General features: G+C 50.4%; 16 protein-coding genes and 1 pseudogene. 13 read left to right on the forward strand and 4 right to left on the reverse strand.

Going from position 1 to position 17,959, the window contains the following annotated elements:
* Positions 1-24: 24 nt before the first annotated feature.
* From ACFQ88_RS19090 to ACFQ88_RS19100, 3 genes are read right to left on the reverse strand one after another with little or no spacing between them, the layout of a single operon-like run.
* Positions 25-714 (reverse strand): L,D-transpeptidase family protein, encoded by a 690-nt coding sequence (locus tag ACFQ88_RS19090; protein ID WP_379455437.1) that lies wholly within the window; start codon positions 712-714, stop codon positions 25-27.
* A gap of 45 nt (positions 715-759) precedes the next feature.
* Positions 760-1,662, reverse strand: coding sequence for an SDR family oxidoreductase (locus ACFQ88_RS19095; protein ID WP_379455439.1), 903 nt, complete (start codon positions 1,660-1,662; stop codon positions 760-762).
* 18 nt (positions 1,663-1,680) lie between these two features.
* A complete protein-coding gene (locus ACFQ88_RS19100; RefSeq protein WP_379455441.1) occupies positions 1,681-3,324 on the reverse strand; it encodes a thiamine pyrophosphate-binding protein in 1,644 nt (547 codons plus the stop codon).
* A gap of 445 nt (positions 3,325-3,769) precedes the next feature.
* Here ACFQ88_RS19100 and ACFQ88_RS19105 point away from each other — a divergent pair, with 445 nt between their 5' ends.
* Complete coding sequence (locus ACFQ88_RS19105) at positions 3,770-4,090, forward strand: gluconate 2-dehydrogenase subunit 3 family protein (protein ID WP_379455444.1); 321 nt, start codon at positions 3,770-3,772, stop codon at positions 4,088-4,090.
* Positions 4,087-5,323 (forward strand): annotated as a pseudogene (locus tag ACFQ88_RS19110) (GMC oxidoreductase). Before ACFQ88_RS19105 ends, ACFQ88_RS19110 begins: the two are co-directional and overlap by 4 nt.
* On the opposite strand, the gene ACFQ88_RS19115 reads toward ACFQ88_RS19110, so the two are convergent.
* Positions 5,320-5,811: a hypothetical protein gene (locus ACFQ88_RS19115; protein ID WP_379455446.1), complete on the reverse strand. Its 492-nt coding sequence runs from the start codon at positions 5,809-5,811 to the stop codon at positions 5,320-5,322. The pseudogene ACFQ88_RS19110 and the gene ACFQ88_RS19115 overlap by 4 nt on opposite strands.
* A gap of 207 nt (positions 5,812-6,018) precedes the next feature.
* On the opposite strand from ACFQ88_RS19115, the gene ACFQ88_RS19120 reads away from it, so the two are divergent.
* The 11 genes from ACFQ88_RS19120 (at position 6,019) to ACFQ88_RS19170 (ending at position 17,938) form a co-directional block, all read left to right on the forward strand.
* Positions 6,019-6,360: a DUF1801 domain-containing protein gene (locus tag ACFQ88_RS19120; RefSeq protein WP_379455448.1), complete on the forward strand. Its 342-nt coding sequence runs from the start codon at positions 6,019-6,021 to the stop codon at positions 6,358-6,360.
* A gap of 49 nt (positions 6,361-6,409) precedes the next feature.
* Positions 6,410-6,976, forward strand: a complete 567-nt coding sequence (locus ACFQ88_RS19125) for a dihydrofolate reductase family protein (RefSeq protein WP_379455450.1) — start codon at positions 6,410-6,412, stop codon at positions 6,974-6,976.
* Positions 6,977-7,180: 204 nt separating this feature from the next.
* Positions 7,181-8,491, forward strand: coding sequence for an ROK family protein (locus tag ACFQ88_RS19130; RefSeq protein WP_379455452.1), 1,311 nt, complete (start codon positions 7,181-7,183; stop codon positions 8,489-8,491).
* A gap of 101 nt (positions 8,492-8,592) precedes the next feature.
* Positions 8,593-10,983: an alpha-glucuronidase family glycosyl hydrolase gene (locus ACFQ88_RS19135; RefSeq protein ID WP_379455455.1), complete on the forward strand. Its 2,391-nt coding sequence runs from the start codon at positions 8,593-8,595 to the stop codon at positions 10,981-10,983.
* A gap of 47 nt (positions 10,984-11,030) precedes the next feature.
* On the forward strand, positions 11,031-12,008 hold the full coding sequence (locus ACFQ88_RS19140; protein WP_483875132.1) for an ROK family protein: 978 nt from the start codon (positions 11,031-11,033) through the stop codon (positions 12,006-12,008).
* A 283-nt stretch (positions 12,009-12,291) separates the two neighbouring features.
* Positions 12,292-13,149 (forward strand): ABC transporter permease, encoded by an 858-nt coding sequence (locus ACFQ88_RS19145; RefSeq protein ID WP_379455876.1) that lies wholly within the window; start codon positions 12,292-12,294, stop codon positions 13,147-13,149.
* Between the two features lie 26 nt (positions 13,150-13,175).
* The gene (locus ACFQ88_RS19150; RefSeq protein ID WP_379455459.1) at positions 13,176-14,051 is read left to right on the forward strand and encodes a carbohydrate ABC transporter permease; all 876 of its coding nucleotides are present in this window, start codon (positions 13,176-13,178) and stop codon (positions 14,049-14,051) included.
* Positions 14,052-14,083: 32 nt separating this feature from the next.
* A complete protein-coding gene (locus ACFQ88_RS19155; RefSeq protein ID WP_379455461.1) occupies positions 14,084-15,640 on the forward strand; it encodes an extracellular solute-binding protein in 1,557 nt (518 codons plus the stop codon).
* A 16-nt stretch (positions 15,641-15,656) separates the two neighbouring features.
* A complete protein-coding gene (locus tag ACFQ88_RS19160) occupies positions 15,657-15,869 on the forward strand; it encodes a TolB family protein (protein WP_379455463.1) in 213 nt (70 codons plus the stop codon).
* A 45-nt stretch (positions 15,870-15,914) separates the two neighbouring features.
* Positions 15,915-16,955: a Gfo/Idh/MocA family protein gene (locus tag ACFQ88_RS19165; protein WP_239625400.1), complete on the forward strand. Its 1,041-nt coding sequence runs from the start codon at positions 15,915-15,917 to the stop codon at positions 16,953-16,955.
* Positions 16,952-17,938, forward strand: a complete 987-nt coding sequence (locus tag ACFQ88_RS19170; protein WP_379455467.1) for a Gfo/Idh/MocA family protein — start codon at positions 16,952-16,954, stop codon at positions 17,936-17,938. The genes ACFQ88_RS19165 and ACFQ88_RS19170 overlap by 4 nt, the downstream gene beginning before the upstream one ends.
* Positions 17,939-17,959 lie beyond the last annotated feature (21 nt).

A 17,959-nucleotide genomic window follows, 5' to 3' on the forward strand; every position in this document is an offset into this window, starting at 1 on the left:
GGTTAGTACCAATGTAAGGTTTCTTCATTCCAGCAATCCCAGTTGTTCGTACACCTTTACAGTGACGATACCGTTAGGAGCCAGTCCGCGATCCCGTTGGAATTGCTTTATTGCAGCAGTTGTGTCCGAACGGAACTTGCCGTTACATATTCCCTTGAAATAACCGGCACTTTTTAGACGGGACTGAATGAGCTGCACGTCACCTCCGACGTCGTCCTCCGCTAAATCTCTCGGCTCATGATTCGAATCTCCCAACACATGCCCGTTAATTTTGACAATGGTGCCAATAGGTATCAACTCATATAATTCTTTGACATCCCTATTGCGCATTCGGATGCATCCATGACTCAAATGCTGTCCAATAGAGTCAGGCCTATTGGTTCCGTGAATTCCATAATTTCCCCACGGGACGTTTAAACCAAGCCAGCGCGGGCCAAAGGAAGGAGCCCAATCTTTCCCTTTATAGACAATTTGATATTCTCCCACTGGGGTAGGAGTGGACGGATTGCCGACGGCTATGGGATACGTTTTGTATATTTGCCCTTGAACCCGTACGATCATTTGATGGTGCTGCGGGTAAACTTCTATAATGTACATTCCTTGTTCAGCGACAATCGGCAAGGGCGGATCGGCATGAACAGGATAGTCAGCTATGGTCAAAATGACTAAAGCCGCAATGATGGGACGTAGGAGAAGGTATACTAGGTTTCTCATTTTTATTGTCTCCGTAGAAATATTTCAACTCTGGATATAGCTTAGCTACCCGTTCATAATGACCCCGCCGGTGACATGAATAAACTGCCCGGATACGTAAGAAGAATCGTCCGAAGCCAAATATACATATGCGGGTGCGACTTCATACGGCTGCCCTGCACGCTTCATCGGGGTCGTTGCACCCCAATTGGCCACTTGCTCCGCTGGAAAGGAAGCAGGAATGAGGGGGGTCCAGATCGTACCCGGAACAACTCCGTTAACGCGTATGCCTTTACTGTGGAGCGATTTGGACAAGGAGCGTGTGAAAGCTACGATCGCTCCCTTGGTTGCCGAGTAATCCATTAACTGTTCGTTTCCTTCATAAGCCGTTAGCGATGCGGCGTTAACGATAGAAGCGCCTTGTTTCAATTGTGGTAAAGCAGCCTTCGTTAAGTAAAAGATGGAAAAGAAGTTCGTGCGGAATGTTGTTTCCATTTGTTCGGAGGTGATCGTTTCGAGACCGTTCCGGACATGCTGCTCCGCTGCGTTGTTGACCAAAATATGAAGCTTGCCGAAATGCTCGATCGTTTGCTTTACCACCTGCTGGCAAAACGTTTCGCTACCTATATCTCCAGCGATGGTTATGCAGCGGCGGCCTTTTTGTTCTACAAGCTGTTGAGTCTCGGCCGCATCCGTATGCTCGTTCAAATATACAACGACCACATCCGCACCTTCTTTGGCGAAGGCTAGAGCAATGGCGCGCCCTTGGCCGCTGTCTCCACCGGTAATAATCGCTACTTTATCCTTAAGCTTGCCGCTGCCCTTGTAATCGGGGTTGTCAAATACGGGTCTCGGATTCATGTCTGATTCAATGCCTGGCTGCCGGTTTTGGTGTTGAGGCGGGTAGGGGGGAGCAGGCTGCATTTGCGGTTCGGTTTGATTAGGTTGTTGGCTTGTTGTTGGCGACATCGGATCGATCTCCTTTGGTTATGATTTGAAATCGGGATGCGGGATATTAGCTGTTCGTACGTCCAACAAAACCGGTTTACTCCCGGATAAAGATTGCTGTAATGCTGTTTCAAGTTGTGCAACAGTTTCAATCTGGCAGGCATTCCAGCCGCAAGCTTCTGCGACTTTAGCGAAATCCGGATTGGTCAGCTCAGTCCCTTCGGGCTGCAGCCCTTTCATAAGCATTTTGTCTCGTTCCATTTGTAAGGTTCCGTTGTTGAAAACAATAACGACAATCGGCAGTCGGTACTTAACCGCTGTTAGCAGATCAGCCATGACCATGCCTATGCCTCCATCACCCGAGATGCAAATAACTTGCTTCTCCGGAGAGCTTAGCTTTGCCGCGATTGCAGCGGGCAATCCCGCTCCCATCGTCCGCCAGCGTTCGGACAGCAGCACTCGCTGGCTTATGGCCCGGAAGTTTCTCAGAAACCAGAGCGTTGAATCTCCTTCATCCAGGGCAATTACTGCATCCTCGGCAATATGCTGCTCCACGGCTTTAATAATACTTGCGGGATGAAGCGGGGAGGTCGCTTGATTTCTCTCGGTGTCATTTTGTACATACCATGTTTGTTTGCATTCCTTAATTTGACGTATCCAATCCGGATCAGGAACAAAAGGCTCTAGTTCTTCCATCAGGTTGAAAAGAATTTCCGTGATATCTCCGGTCAGTCCGGCTGCCATACGCATGGAAACTCCGAGACTCACCGGGTCACTTGCGATATGAACAACCTGTGCTTGATGGGGGACGAGTCCTTCTGGCCACCATGTAGTTTCTAGCGCCAAAACAACGTCTGCCTGCATGAACAAACCGGCTACATTCGGGTTTCCGCCTTCTCCGAGACCATGCAGCATGTAGGGGTGCGAATCAGGGACTGTTCCGGATGCACCATAGCTTAATACGATGCCGCATCCCCATTGTTCGGCAACGGTTTGAATGGCTGCCGAGTGAGCTCGGGCTTTGCCGCCAACCAACAGAATAGGCCGCCGGGCAGATTTCATGAGCTGCAAGGAGTTCCGAATCATAGATGGACCAACAGTTGAAACGGCTGCCGGCTGCATCATAATCGGCTTCAGCGTTGTAGTTAGAGCAAACACATCCATCGGGATGGATAAGTGCGATACGGTTTTGGAGGAAACCGATGTTTGCAAAGCCTGCACAAGCGATTCATATATCGTGTCCGGATGGACAATAAGCTCGCTATAAGACGAAACGGCTTGCACCATTTGTTGTTGGTTGATGAACTGCTTGCAGCTTGTGCCGATCTTGTTCAACGGGGCTTGTCCTGTAATTGCGAGTACAGGCGCTTTATCAAGAAAAGCATCACCCAATCCGTTCATCAGATTAGCTAACCCCGGTCCCATATGTGCGGCGCAAACGCCGAGGCGGCCCGTCAGTTTGGCTTCGGCCGAAGCCATTAAGGCAGCAACGGATTCATGTTTAACGGCAATGAACGAAATTGCCTCTTGCTTTGCAATAGCGTCCATGAGTCCAAAAATGGCATCCCCTACGACTCCATAAATCCGTTGTACGCCCCAGAGGCGCAGCTGTTCAAGGATAGCATCGGCTACGGTGATGTAGCGAAGCGGCGGTGCAGCCGCAATCGAACTCTTATCTGACATGGTTTTGGACATCCTGGTACCCCTCACATGGATCTGATATCTACCCATAGTATGCTCATCTTGTTATGGGAATAGTTCCTCAATCCGGAGGAATAATGGAATCATCTAACATGCATGTGGAAAAGAGGATGCAGGATGAATTGGTCTATGTGGTCGATTGAACGAGTGCTCATTTTATTCGTTAGCCTGGCATTTCTAATGATGAGCATCCAGGTAACTATGTTTCATTACCGGCAAAATTTTCACCATAAAGCAATGTGAGTGCCCGTCATTTCCTCGCCGATTTTCTTCCTGACGGGAGTGATCCTGACCTTATATAACGTAAGCTGGCTGCACACTTTGTTTATGGCGCTAATGTGGCTTGGTGTCGTATCGGGATGTATCGGCTTTTACTTCCATTTCCGGGGGGTAGGCGTACGAGTCGGCAGGCGTTCCCAAGGGTCCGGTGCTTCTTAAAGCTGGGCTTCAAGCGATTGAACAAGGGGCTCAGTCACAGTATGACACTTCATTTTTGAATCTGGATATAGATCAGCAAAAACAATACTTGCAGCATATTAGCGAATCCGCCGCCAAACCTAATGAGATTTGGAACGAAATCCCGCAAGAGGCCCTATTTAAAAAGCTTTTGAATCTAACGGTCGAATCTTACTGCTCCCATCCAAGAGTGTGGTCCGAGATCGGTTATGCAGGTCCGGCCTATCCGCGAGGATATATACGCACGCAGTTAGGACAATTGGACCCATGGGAGGCGCAGCCAAAACGATGATCAAACGAAAATATGAGCACGAAGAAGTCGATGTCGTCATCGTTGGAGCGGGTGCCGCAGGAGGCGTGCTCGCTAAAGAATTAAGCGAAGCAGGCTTGAGCGTTGTTATTCTGGATGCGGGACCGTTTCGCGATCCGCAACAAGATTTTGCCAGTGACGAGTTGTCGATGAAAAACCTGGGGTGGCAGGACACCCGAATTGTAGATGGCAGCGATCCGCTAACCATGGGGCATAACAATTCCGGCCGGGGTATCGGGGGAGGAACGGTTCATTTTACTGGCGTATTTTTGCGTTTTCACGATACGGATTTCAAAGCGAGAACGATTGACGGCGTAGCCGATGATTGGCCTATCAGCTATCAAGATTTGGAGCCCTATTATGCGAAAATTGAGAAGGACATAGCTGTGTCCGGTCCCAAGCATTTTCCTTGGGGAAATTACAACGGTCCTTACCCGTATTCGGAAAGGGAGCCGCTCAGCCCGAACGCGTACATGTTTATGAACGGATGCGAAAAGCTCGGCATTCGCTCGTCCGTAGCGCCTCTTGCCATTCTCTCGGCACCTTTCGAAGGGCGCCCTCCATGTATCAATCGGGGCTTTTGCAATCAAGAATGTATGCCGGACGCCAAATTCAGCACACTTATCGTTCATATTCCGAAAGCGAAATCCATTATGGTTCACAGCAGCCAGGATGTTTATGCCAAATTTGACGAGGAAATCAGACTGTATAAAGGAACTCCTGTTTTAGCAACCACCCAGGATTTTTACCGTACCGATCCGAATAACAATTTCGTCCGAGGCTATACCCTTCATTCGCATGGGTCCAGACCGGTCGAGTTTGCTAACGGAATATCGAAAGCACAGGGCGGACCGATATGGGGAGATCGATTAAGGGACGCTGTTTAGTTATGGTGACAACGATCGGAGGCTCATCGATCATGCGGTAGGCAAAATGAGCGCAATCCTTAAAGCGGCAGGCGGTAAAGTCGAATTTGAAATTCCCGATACCGCTCATATGATGGGGGGCTGCCGGATGGGTGACGATCCGGAATCCTCGGTTGTCAATTCCTATGAACAAACGCACGATATTCCAAACCTATTCCTTTGCGACGCGAGCATCTTTGTTACCTCAGGTGCCGGGAACCCTACAAACGCGGTCATGTCGCTAGCATTGCGAACAGCGGATTTTATTAAGGAAAAGATGAAAAAGCTGGAATTGGCAAGGTCGGTCTAACCGGCCTTTTTGCATAATTGCTTGTATTGTGTATAGGCAAATTCATCCGCACTCCGTTCAATCTGCAGGAGCCGGTACGATGTCGATGCTTTTACCGCTTTCTTCAATTCGGTCTGGTATGCATCAAGGCTTTTTATTTTATTCAGCTGCAATTGGGATAATACATCAATAAGATGATAGCATTCATGGAAGAAAATAAAATAAGGAAGCGCATTTTTGCTTATTGCATAATGGGATAATACTTGTTGTTCGTCTGCAGTAATATATCGGTCATATGGAATTTGAATATAGATTTTGGCTTTGGTGCCTCTCCGGTTTAATACAACCGATCCGCCATAAAAAGGCCCCCAGGAAATACAGAGCGTACATTGGAAAGAAGATGGGAACTCACTGGAGATCAATGATAATTGATAGAGCAGTCTTTTCTCCCAAACCCGAAGCCGGAGCTTTTTCCATTTGCGTATGACTAAAAAACGTTCAGTAAGCATTGCAACTCCCCCTTGGTTCCACCATACAGCAGAGCACAATTCATATACAATGTGAATTTCAGGAATTTACTTTAGCACCTGTCAGAACAGGGATTCTCTCTGAAAATAGCAAATAAAAAGAAACCGCAGCCCTCTGTTTGTGCTACTATTTTAGTAATAATTCGACATTAGTAAAATGAACTAAAATAGGAAGGGTGGAAGAGGATAATGAGGAACGAGGAAGTTACAGCTTTTATCGAAAAATTGGGAGCACCGTGGCAGGTGGAGCTCTCTAACCGACTTCGAGAGATGGTTCATCAAACGATTCCAGGGGTAGAGGAACGGATTCAATACAAGAAGCCCCATTTCCTGAAAAACGGCCATTATGCAGCGGTTATTTCCCCGTCAAAGAATGCGATCGCTTTCATGATTATGAACACGACGGATGTGGAAGTCCCGAAGGGCTTCGAAGGTCCGCCGGAACGCAGGTGGCTCAAAATCAAAGAAGGGGTTACTCCCGACTATAACCAGCTCTCTGAACTGCTGGCTCAAGCATCTCAAACGCTTTGACACAATTCGGCGGCCCAGGATTGGAGTGCAGTATAAGGAGGACTATAGGTTGGGAAAAGCAGTATTAACGATGCAAATGTCGTTGGATAGCATTGTCACCAATACAGATCAATGGATGGAATTCAGCGATGAAATTTTGGAAGAGTATCTTGTCTATTACAATAAGATAGATCGGATCGTCGTTGGAGGAAATACGTATGCGGAGTTAGCGGAGTATTGGCAAAATGCCGAGCAATCCTCCGAGTCCGTTCTTGAGCGCACGATCGCAAAGAAAATAAACGACATTCCGAAATCCGTCATCTCCCGGTCGCCTAAAGAGCTTGTCTGGAGAAATTCAGAGCAAATCTTGATTCAGGATAGCAAGTCCTTCGTGCAGGAAATACAGGCACTGAAAAATAAGACAACATCAATCTCCGTCGAGAGCGGCTTGAAGACCTGGCAGCTTTTTATCGAGCATGAGCTTTATGACGACCTTTGGGTGTTCGTTCATCCTGTAATCGTTTCTCAAGGCGAAAGATTATTTGAACCTTCCGATAAACAGCACAAACTCCAAGTAATAAGCAGTAAAACATATAGCAATGGCGTGTTAGGTTTATACTATCATAAAAAAGTGTAGGATGATGGACGAAGATCTAAAACAGGCATGAAAGCTTAATATATAACAAATCGCGGCTGCCGATATTTGAAGGCAGCCGTGTTAGTTTCTAATGGACTGGATAATAGTGTGAAAAAAGGCTTACAACAATACGCAATCGATTCAATTGGGAGATTTTCCCGTTGTTTCTTGGTACCGAGGGCCTTCCAAGAGAAGTAAGGGGAAATGGGAACAATTACCGATTTCCTATTGTGCGCAAAGAAGCTTTTGATGTATGATAATTATATCTTAATCATTAAGTTAATGGAGGTTACACCTATTCAAGCTAACAACAAGATCGCATACCTGCAGCAAGTGAAACAGTACAATATGGCGGCCATTCTGAAGCAAATATGGCGGATGGAGCAAGTATCGAGGATCGAGCTTGTTGAGCAAACCGGGCTAACGTCGGGCACGATCACCAATCTGACTCATGAATTAATAGAGCTTAAAGTCATTCGCGAAAAGGAGTCCGTCTCCGGGCATGTCGGGCGCAAAAGAATCCTGTTAGGCTTCGACCCCGGATACTACCGAATCGTCGGTCTTGACATCGGTCGAACCTCCTTCGAAATCGTGGTCAGTGATTTGTGCGGAACCATTCTTAAGACAGTGGAGCGTGAAATCCTGCAATCGAGCGGACCTGATATCGTTGAGCGCGAAATAATACCGATCCTTCAGACCATCAAGAACGAAGCGGAGCAATCGGGCTGCCGAATTCTCGGCTTGGGTGTCGGGGTGCCAGGACCGATCGACTACGGCAGGGGAAGATTGTTGAACCCGCCGAATTTTCCCGGCTGGAACGGCTTTGAGCTGCGTCAACTATTGGAGGAAGAGCTGCAATGGTTAGTCGTTATTGAAGATGATGCGCGTACATCGGCTCTGGCTGAAAGCTGGTACGGCATCGGCCGTAACATAGAAGAGCTTGTTTTTATAACCATGGGAATTGGCATTGGCGGAGGCGTTGTGTCCGGCGGCGACATCATACGCGGGACGAACGGGCTCTGCGGTCAAGTCGGACATATGACCATTGTGCACAATGGCAAACCTTGCGATTGCGGCAACAAGGGCTGCTGGGAAACGGTTGGCTCCATGCCGGGCATATTAAGCCGGTGGGCGGGCGTGGGTACGATGGATGATTTTGTAACCGCCGTGCGCAAGGGAGATCAGGAAGCTGTACATTGTATGGATGAGACGCTTCAGTACTTGGAGACGGCGTTGATCAATATATATAACTTATATGATCCGCAATTGGTTGTGCTTGGTGGCAAATTGCTACCGTATCTAAAGGAATACTTGCCGGCAGTACAGTCCAATTTGCAGACCCGTCTGTACGCGTTTGCCAGAGAGAGGCTGATGCTGAGAACGTCTACCTTCGGTGCATCCCAAAGCGCCTATGGAGCAACCGCTCTGCTGTTCGGAGCTTTGCTGAGCGAACCGCTTAAGCTGCTTTCCGACCTGAGTCCAACAGGACAGGAGGGCAGCAATCAAGAGGTATGAGTACCGTGAACATAGAGTTTTGCCAATGGCAGAACTCGGTCGCGGTCAATAAACTTAATCATTAAGTTAAAAGCAAACAACGAAAACGGAGGTTGTCCGGCATGAGCATGTCCTACCTGGATTTGACTCACTCAACCGTAGTTTATTCGAGCGAAGCAAAAGGTGCGGAAGCCAAAGCAGTCGATGTCTTGATTGAGGAGCTGGCCAAGCGGACAGGAATTGTTTTGCAGCGTTCGTTCGCCTATCAAGTAAAGGAAGAAGCTGTGATTGTTATAGGGACCGCTGAATCCGTTAAGCAGATAGGAGGGATTTCGTTTCCAGGGCCGATTCCGGCTATGGAACCCGAGGGATATGCTCTCCGAAGCGTGATGAGCAAGCGAAGCGGAACGGTCTTTATCATTGGAGCTGATCCTCGCGGGGTTCTTTACGGAGTAGGAAAGTTGCTTCGTGTCTTGAGATGGGGAGAGAAGAGGATTGGATTGGATAGCGAGCTTACCTTGACCGAGTCTCCCCGCTTCCCCCTTCGCGGGCACCAGCTCGGCTATAGACCCAAGAACAACGCATACGACGCATGGAGCGTGGAGCAGTTCGATCAATACATCCGGGATCTGGCCATATTCGGAGCGAATAGTATCGAACTATTGCCGCCAAGAACGGATGACGCGGCCACCAGTCCGGTGATGAAGGCAGAGCCGATGGAGATGATGATCCGCCTGTCAGAAATCATCCATTCCTATGGACTCGATACATGGATATGGTATCCGAATATCGGCCGGGACTACACCGATCCGATGACGGTCGAAGCGGAATTGGCGGAGCGCGAAGCTGTTTTCAGAATGCTTCCGCATCTTCAGCATGTGTTCATTCCTGGTAGTGATCCCGGAACGATGGAGCCGGAGCTTCTCTTTACATGGTGTGAGAAAGTAGCGGAGCTTCTCCAGCGTTATCACCCTGACGTCAAGCTGTGGCTATCTCCCCAAAGCATGAATGACGACCCGGTAAGATGGAAGAACGCCTTTTATGAACAGCTGAAAACAGAACCGGATTGGCTCGGAGGCATCGTGTTCGGCCCTCATGTTGACGAAACGCTTCCTATACTGCGCAGTATCGTTCCATCCCGCTATCCGATACGCCGATATGAAGACATCACTCATAGCTTTCACTGCCAATATCCGGTCGCCGACTGGGATGTTTCGTTCGCCCTGACCTTAGGCAGGGAATGCGCCAATCCGCGGCCGTCCGCACAAAAGCACATCCATAATTTGCTGGCACCTTACGCGGCAGGCAATATTTCTTACTCGGAAGGCATCAACGACGACGTGAACAAATTCGTATGGACCGTTCAGGACTGGAACCCGGAAACGCCGGTCATCGAAACATTAAGAGAATATGCGAGATGGTTCATCGGTTGTGATCAGGAGGAAGGAGTCGCCCACGGATTGCTGGCACTGGAGAATAATTGGAGCGGCCCTTTGGCAGCCAACGATGGTGTGGAGACGACTCTGCTCCAGTGGCAGCAGATGGAGAAGGAAGCGTCCTTGCAAGTGCGGAACCATTATCGGTTCCAGATGGGCTTGCTGCGCGCTTATTTCGATGCTTACACGAAGCGTCGGCTGTTTTATGAAACCGAGCTAGAGTATCGGGCCAAGGAAGTGCTTCGAGATGCGAAGAGCATGGGTGCACTGGCGGCCATCCGTCTCGCCGAGCAGATTCTTGACCGCGCCGTAACCGAGCCTGTGGCACAAGATTACCGCAGACGCTGTGACGAGCTGGCCGATGCCTTATTTGCATCGATAGGATACCAATTGACGGTATCCCGGCATTTTGCCATTGCCCGGGATCGTGGCGCGTTTATGGATACGATTCAAGCCCCGTTGAACGATGCCTGCTTGCTGCGGGTTCGATTCGCCATGATTCGTGAAGAGGCCGACGAGACGAGGCGGCTCGAGATGATCGACGAATTGCTGAACCGGGCAAATCCGGGGCCGGGAGGCCTTTACGACAATTTCGGGTCGAGCCGCAGCAGCCGTCGAGTCGATTGGGGACCCGGTTGGGAGAGAGACCCAGGCTCCTTGTCGTCGCCAAGAATCGCGCACGCCGTCTATTTGGCTTCAGGCAGCCTTCCCGAAGCGAAGGAGAAGGAGCTCGGCGGCATCCCGCTCGCTTGGATTCAACACGTGAATGTGATGCTGGACACCCCGCTCCGCCTGTTCTATGAGAATCTCAATCCTTCAACCGATTACAAGATGAAGGTCGCCTTTCTCGGGGAGGTAGGAACCGGAGCTCATAAGACATCTCACGTGACGATTACGGCTAACGACGATCACTTGGTCGCGGAAAGTGTAAAGGTTCCTGGGGGAACTGTGACTTTGTACGAAGCGTTCATCCAGGGAGAAATAGTTCGTGATGGAGTTCTAAAACTAGCCTTCCTGCGCACGAAAGGGACCAAGCGCTTAAATGTAGCGGAGTTATGGTTAACCCCCATTACATGATTATTATTCTTAATGATTAAGATAATGCACAAGGAGGTATGTCACCCGTGAGCTGGCTTGCCGGAATTGATATTGGCGGAACTAAATGTGCGGTTTGTCTGGGAGAAATAGAAGGCTCGGGAATACGCATTTCCGCAAGACGCAGCTTCCCGACCGATAACGGCAACACAACGCCTTACTCAGTCATCCGCAGACTGATAGCAACACTGGATGAACTGCTGCTGGAGCAAGGCTCCCCGCGTTTGCTCGCTATTGGCATCAGCTGTGGAGGACCGCTCGACAGCAGGCAGGGTCTCATCCTATCGCCGCCTAATTTGCCCGGGTGGAATGGCGTCGATATGGTCCGACCGCTGCGGGAGCATTACGGCATTGCCGTTGGATTGCAGAACGACGCCAATGCATGCGCACTGGCAGAGTGGAAGTGGGGAGCCGGGAGAGGCTCGCATAATATGGTCTTCCTTACCTTTGGGACCGGCATGGGCGCAGGTCTCATTCTGAATGGAGCCCTGTATAGCGGAACCAATGATATGGCCGGAGAGATCGGCCATATGAGGCTGGAAGCAAGCGGGCCGGATGGCTATGGCAAAGCCGGCTCGTTCGAGGGATACTGCAGCGGGGGCGGCATCGCCAAGCTGGCACGGTCGATGGCCCTCGAGGAGCTGCGCAAAGGGGAGAGGCCGCTGTTTTGTCCTAAGGCAGGTATGCTAGACGCTATAACCGCTAAGAAAGTGGGCGAAGCTGCGGCGCAGGGAGATCCATTGGCTCTCAAGGTTTGGGGTATTGTCGGGAAGCAGCTCGGCAGAGGGCTTGCCGTCCTAGTGGATCTGCTGAATCCAGAATTGATTGTGATTGGCAGCATATACGGCCGACAGCAGCCATTGCTAGAGCCATTGGTCATGCAAGAGCTGCAGCGGGAAGCTTTGCCATACTCGATGTCCGTATGCCGGATTGTCCCTGCGCAGCTGAGTGAACAAATCGGAGATTACGCGAGTCTCTCGGTTGCCAGCAGCATGCTTCCTTCCTAAAAAAGCTGCTCAAGCAGCCGCGCGAAGCGCTCATAGAGCGAAATATCAGCTAAAGAGCATGAGCTCATCTAATGATTATCGACCTTCGCAAGGCCTGATAAACCGGGAATACCGATCTAGTCGGTTAAAGATTATAGACTGAACAACAAGCTGCGGCCTATGATGAGCACGTAACCGGGAAGGGGAGGTGAAACTTATCGAAAGCAATGTAAAGGTACTGCAAGCTAGTAGCACTCGTCTATCTATTCAACGAACGATCGGCAAAGACATTTGGCTGTATTTGATGATGCTGCCCGGATTGTTGTTCTACTTGCTCTTCAAATATTTGCCCATGTGGGATATGCTGATCGCGTTCAAGGACTATCAGCCTGCATTGGGGTTCTGGGGCAGCCGATGGGTCGGTTTCGAGCATTTCGAGCGATTTTTCTCGGATCCGATCTTCTGGCAGCTGTTCCGCAATACCGCTATATTGGCGGTTTATAACATCGTGCTGTTTTTTCCGCTTCCGATCATTGTTGCCCTGCTGTTGAATGAACTGCGGATTCAATGGTTTAAGCGAACGGTGCAAACGCTCATCTATATCCCGCACTTCTTCTCCATCGTGGTTGTCGTGGGGATTACTTATGTTATGTTCACGACGGAGGGCGGGATTATCAATGAAGCGGTCAGCAGTCTCGGTGCGGAAAAGATCAATTTTCTAACGGAGCCGGGCTGGTTTCGGCCGATGGTTACGCTTCAGGTCATATGGAAGGAAACGGGATACGGTACGATCATCTTTTTGGCGGCGCTTGCGGGAGTCGACCCGTCCTTGTACGAAGCCTCCAAAATCGACGGAGCTAACCGGTGGCATCAGCTCTGGTATATTACGATGCCTGCGATTAAAAGCACTATCGTCATTTTGCTCATCCTTCGTCTTGGGAACTTCCTGGACACCGGTTTTGAGCAAATGCTGCTTATGATCAATGCCTTGAACCGCGAAGTGGGCGAGGTGTTCGACACGTACGTCTACATCAACGGGATCACGCAGGGGCAATTCAGCTATTCGACTACGGTAGGCTTGTTTAAATCGGTCGTCGGCCTGATCTTGGTCGTCGCTGCGAACTACATTGCCCGTAAATTAGGGGAAGAAGGCGTATATTAGACATTGTAAAAAGGAGGTGTATCCGATTGCGCAAACGCTCTATCACAGGCACCGTCTTCGATATCGGCAACTATGCTCTTCTCTCGCTGCTCGCCTTGCTAACGCTGTTTCCGTTTCTCCATATTTTGGCCGGATCGCTGGCTTCGCCTACGGAGGTACTGCAAAGCAAGTTCATTCTGTTTCCCAAGGAGCTTTCCCTTGAAGCGTACCGGTATATATTTTCCGAAAATACGCTGCTTCGCAGCTTGCTGATTACCATTTACATTACGGTCGCCGGCACTCTGATCAACATGGCGATGACGCTATCCATGGCCTATCCGTTGTCGCGCAATGTAAAAGGCAAACGGACGATCATGCTGCTCGTCGTATTCACCCTTCTGTTCGGCGGCGGAATCATCCCCACCTTTCTGGTGGTCAAGTCGCTAGGTCTGTTGAATACCTACTGGTCCTTGTGGCTGCCCGGTGCGATACATTCCTTTTATATGATCATCCTGATCAATTTCTTCAAGCAGCTGCCCATTGAATATGAAGAATCCGCCAAAATCGACGGGTGCAACGACCCGACATTGCTATGGAAAATCGTGATTCCTTTGTCACTTCCGGCTATCGCTACCTTTTCCTTGTTCTATGCGGTAAGTCATTGGAACACCTTCTTCAGCGCTTTGCTCTATATCAATGATTCGCATAAGTGGCCGATTCAAATCTTGCTGCGGCAAATCGTCATCATGTCGTCGGGAGGCATCGGGGATGCCAGCTACGCCTCGGAATCCGCTTATGTGATCCCGCCGCAAACGGTCAAGATGGCGGTGATCGTAGTCGCCACGCTTCCTATTATTATGGTCTATCCTTTTTTGCAAAAACATTTTGCCCAGGGTGTACTATTAGGGTCGATTAAAGGATAATAAAAATATGCGAGTCGAAAGGAAGAGCCGCCATGAAAAAACAAGCTGCTGCCTTAGCAAGCGCACTGGTTTCGCTGTCCATGGTTGTTGTAGGGTGCAGCGGAGGAGGGCAGGGAAGCCGGGACGGAGAGACCCCCGCAGCTGCCAAAGCTCCGTCCGCGTCCCAATCGACGGAAGGACCGAAAGCACCTTTAAAGCTGAGCATTATGGCTACTTATTACACACCTCAGCCGCCCAATAACCAAAGCGACATATGGAAAAAGCTGCAAGAGATGACGAATACCCAGATTGATATGACTTGGGTACCGCGCTCGGCCTATGACGATAAAGTCAGTGTATCGATCGCTTCCAATGATCTCCCTAAGGTGCTGCTGGCATTGAACTCCTCCTCGCCGCCCCTGGTGAATGCTATTAAATCGGGGCTCTTCTGGGAAATCGGGCCTTATCTGAAAGATTATAAAAACTTGAGCGCTCTCAGCAAGGTTCAATTTGAAAGCACGAAAATACAAGGAAAAACGTACAGTTTATACCGGTCGAGACCTCTTGCGCGTTTCGGCGTCACGTTCCGCAAAGATTGGCTGGATAACCTCAACCTGAAGGAGCCTAAAACTCCCGAGGAAATGTACGAGGTGATGAAAGCGTTTACCAAGAATGATCCCGATAAAAACGGCAAGGACGATACGTATGGCGTACTCGCTTTTAAAGACGGGCAAGGCTATTTAATCCCTCATATCGCCTCATGGTTCGGGGCTCCGAACGATTGGAAGGAAGAGAACGGGCAGTTTACGCCTTCCTTTATGACCAGCGAATACTTCGAGGCTCTGAAATATATTAAGAGATTGTATGACGAGAAGCTGATGAATCAGGATTTCGTTGTGACGGAAGAGCAGCAGATGAACTCGCTGTACAATCAGGGCAAGGCTGGAATCAACCTGGGGCTGTTTGACGATGTGGGCAAAATGCAGCTGGAGCTCAGGAAGATCAATCCCCAGGCTAAAGTGGGCATCCTCGATACGATCACGGGGCCGAAGGGGCAACGCATCTGGTCTCAGCCGGGCTATACGGGCGTGTACCTTTTCCCGAAATCGTCCGTGAAGACGGAAGCGGAGCTCAAGGAGATATTGGCCTACTTCGACAGGCTGCAGGAACCGGATGCCGTCAATTTGCTGACTTGGGGAATCGAAGGCAAGCAATACAAGCTGACGAACGGTCAAGCGGAAAAAATCGTCTCCGACGACGCATTCAACAACGATACGCTTGGTTTGGGAGAGCTTCGCATTGATGACGGCTCGAAGGAGCTGGTGTTGACTGGCGAAGATCCGCTGACTACGAAAGGAAAGCAGCTGATCAAGGACAACGTTAAAATAGTCGTTACCAATCCGGCGCTGAGCCTGTATTTCGAATCTCTAACCTGGAGCCAAAAAAGCAACGAGTTGAAGAAAATCGTTTCCGACGGTGCGGTCAAATTCATTATGGGCAAAATCGACGAAGATGGCTGGAAAAAGGTGCAGGAGGACTGGAAGAAAGCCGGAGGCGATAAAGTGCTGACTGAATTCGCTGACATTTTCGCCAAGTCCAAGAACAAATAACCCATCGGCAGGAGTGTTGGAGTTTGAAGAGAGGAACCGCATATCCATCGGAAAGACGCTTCTTCTATGCTATCCCGAGAGCTCCAATTCTCATCCGCAATGGTCGCATCCGCATCCGTCCTTCAGTCCTGACGGCAAGTATGTGGTCTACAATTCCGACCGGACGGGAACAGCCCAAATGTATATCGTCCGCATTCCGGATCAGCTCAGAGAAGAGCTGCAAAGGTAATCTGCATATGAGAATGAAATCCTTTTTCGGCAGGTGAAACTTCAAATGGATAAGCTCAACATTGGCATAGTTGGACTTCGATTCGGCAGTACGGTAATCGAGGAGTTGCTGAACGGGGACGGGGGACGCCGCTTTCGGATTCATGCCGTGTGCGATATCGATTCTGCCAAAGCAGAGGCATGCGCCAGCAAGTATGGAGCGAAGCCTTATGGCTCGCTGGAGAGCCTCCTTGCCGATCCGGAGGTTCAAGTGATCGGGTTATTTACGCCGCCGGCGGGAAGAGCGGAGCTGATTGACCGGATCATAAGCTCCGGGAGAGATGTTATGACGACAAAGCCGTTTGAGCTGGATCCGCAAAAAGCGCTGAATATCCTCACAAAGGCGAACCGCTTGAAACGGGTCGTTCATCTGAACTCTCCAGGTCCGGTATGGCACGATTCCCTTCGTCATATTCAAACGTGGAGGGAGAAGTACGGCCTCGGAATCCCCGTAGGCTGCCGCTCGGATATATGGGTCAACTACCATGAGCGGCCCGACGGCGGCTGGTACGACGATCCGGAGCAATGCCCCGCTGCGCCGATATTCCGGCTCGGCATTTACATCATCAACGATATGGTCCGCCTGTTCGGTCCAGCTCAACAGGCTGCCGTAATGAGCTCGCGCTTGATCACGGAGCGGCCGACGGCGGACAACGCACAGCTGAGCCTGCGTTTTAGAAATGGCGCTATTGCCAACATTTTCGGCAGCTTTTGCGTAGATGACAGTCAAAGGTATAAGTCTCCGATGATCTTGAACTTCCAGCACGGCACGATCTATGGTCATGTGCTGCCCAAGCAGGACGGAGAGCCGAGCCGGCTCCTCCTCGTCACCAAGGACCGGGCAACAGGCGAGAGAGTGACGGAGGAAGCGGCAGTGACCGGCGATTCCGGAGCGTATCAATGGGATGTACTGGATCGGGCCGTACGCGATAGACGGCCTAATGAGGACAGCTATATCCGCGATATCGTCGAAGGGATCAGGATCATCCGGGCTATGAACCTATCCGAGAAAACAGGCAGGATCGTGCAGATCGGGGAGGACGAATGAAGCTCGGCATCGGTTTATACGGAAATAACGGCGGTCATCAAATTCATGGAGAGCTGAGCGACCATCCCGATGCCCGGCTCGTCGCAATTGCAGGCATGGACCTTAAGCAGCTTACTCCTGAGCAGCAAGCCGATTCCAGCATCCGTGTGTACGACACTTTAGAAGCAATGCTAGCAGACGAACGAGTGCAGGTCATATCCCTATGCTCGCCAATAAGGGCAAAGCAAGCTGAGGAAGCGATGTTGTGCATGAGGCGAGGAAAGCATGTATACGCTGAAAAGCCTTGCGCCATGCAGGAAAGCGATGTCGACCGTTTAATAGAGACATCCATGGCGACGGGATGCCGATTCCGGGAAATGGCCGGAACCGCGTTCCAGCAGCCGTACATGGCCATACGGGAATTCGTTCGGTCGGGCGGTATCGGCGACGTTGTGCAAATATTCGTCCAAAAGTCGTATCCGTATCATGACGAACGTCCGCAGGATGAGGCGATAGACGGCGGGCTTATAGGCCAGAACGGCATCCACGCCGTTAGATTGATCGAGCATGTCGCCGGAGTGAGGATCAAAGCTATTACAGCGGTCGAGACGCGTTTGGGAAATCCCTGTGCAGAGGGGAGGCTGCCCATGGCGGCAAGCTTACTGATGGAGCTGGAAAACGGAGGCGTTGCAAGCAGTATCGTCAATTATCTGAACCCTCGAGGCACAGGCTGCTGGGGCAACGATCATCTGCGCATCTTCGGTACCGAAGGAATGATAGAAAGTACGGACGGAGGCGCCCGAACCAGGCTAGTCATCGGAAATGTCGATAAGGGTCCTCTGGAGCTCCAAGAGCCCGCATACAGCTATTTCGATCTTTACATGATGAGCCTTCTCGGCCGGGCAGAGATGCCCTTGACGCTGGAAGAGGAGCTGCATTGCACAAGAATGGTGCTGCGTGCCAAGGCATCTGCACAGGCTGCAAGCAATGGCAGCCAGCTGTAAAACTAATGAACTAATTAGAGG

The organism is Paenibacillus sp. NPDC056579 (assembly GCF_042793215.1).
Lineage (GTDB): Bacteria > Bacillota > Bacilli > Paenibacillales > NBRC-103111 > Paenibacillus_S.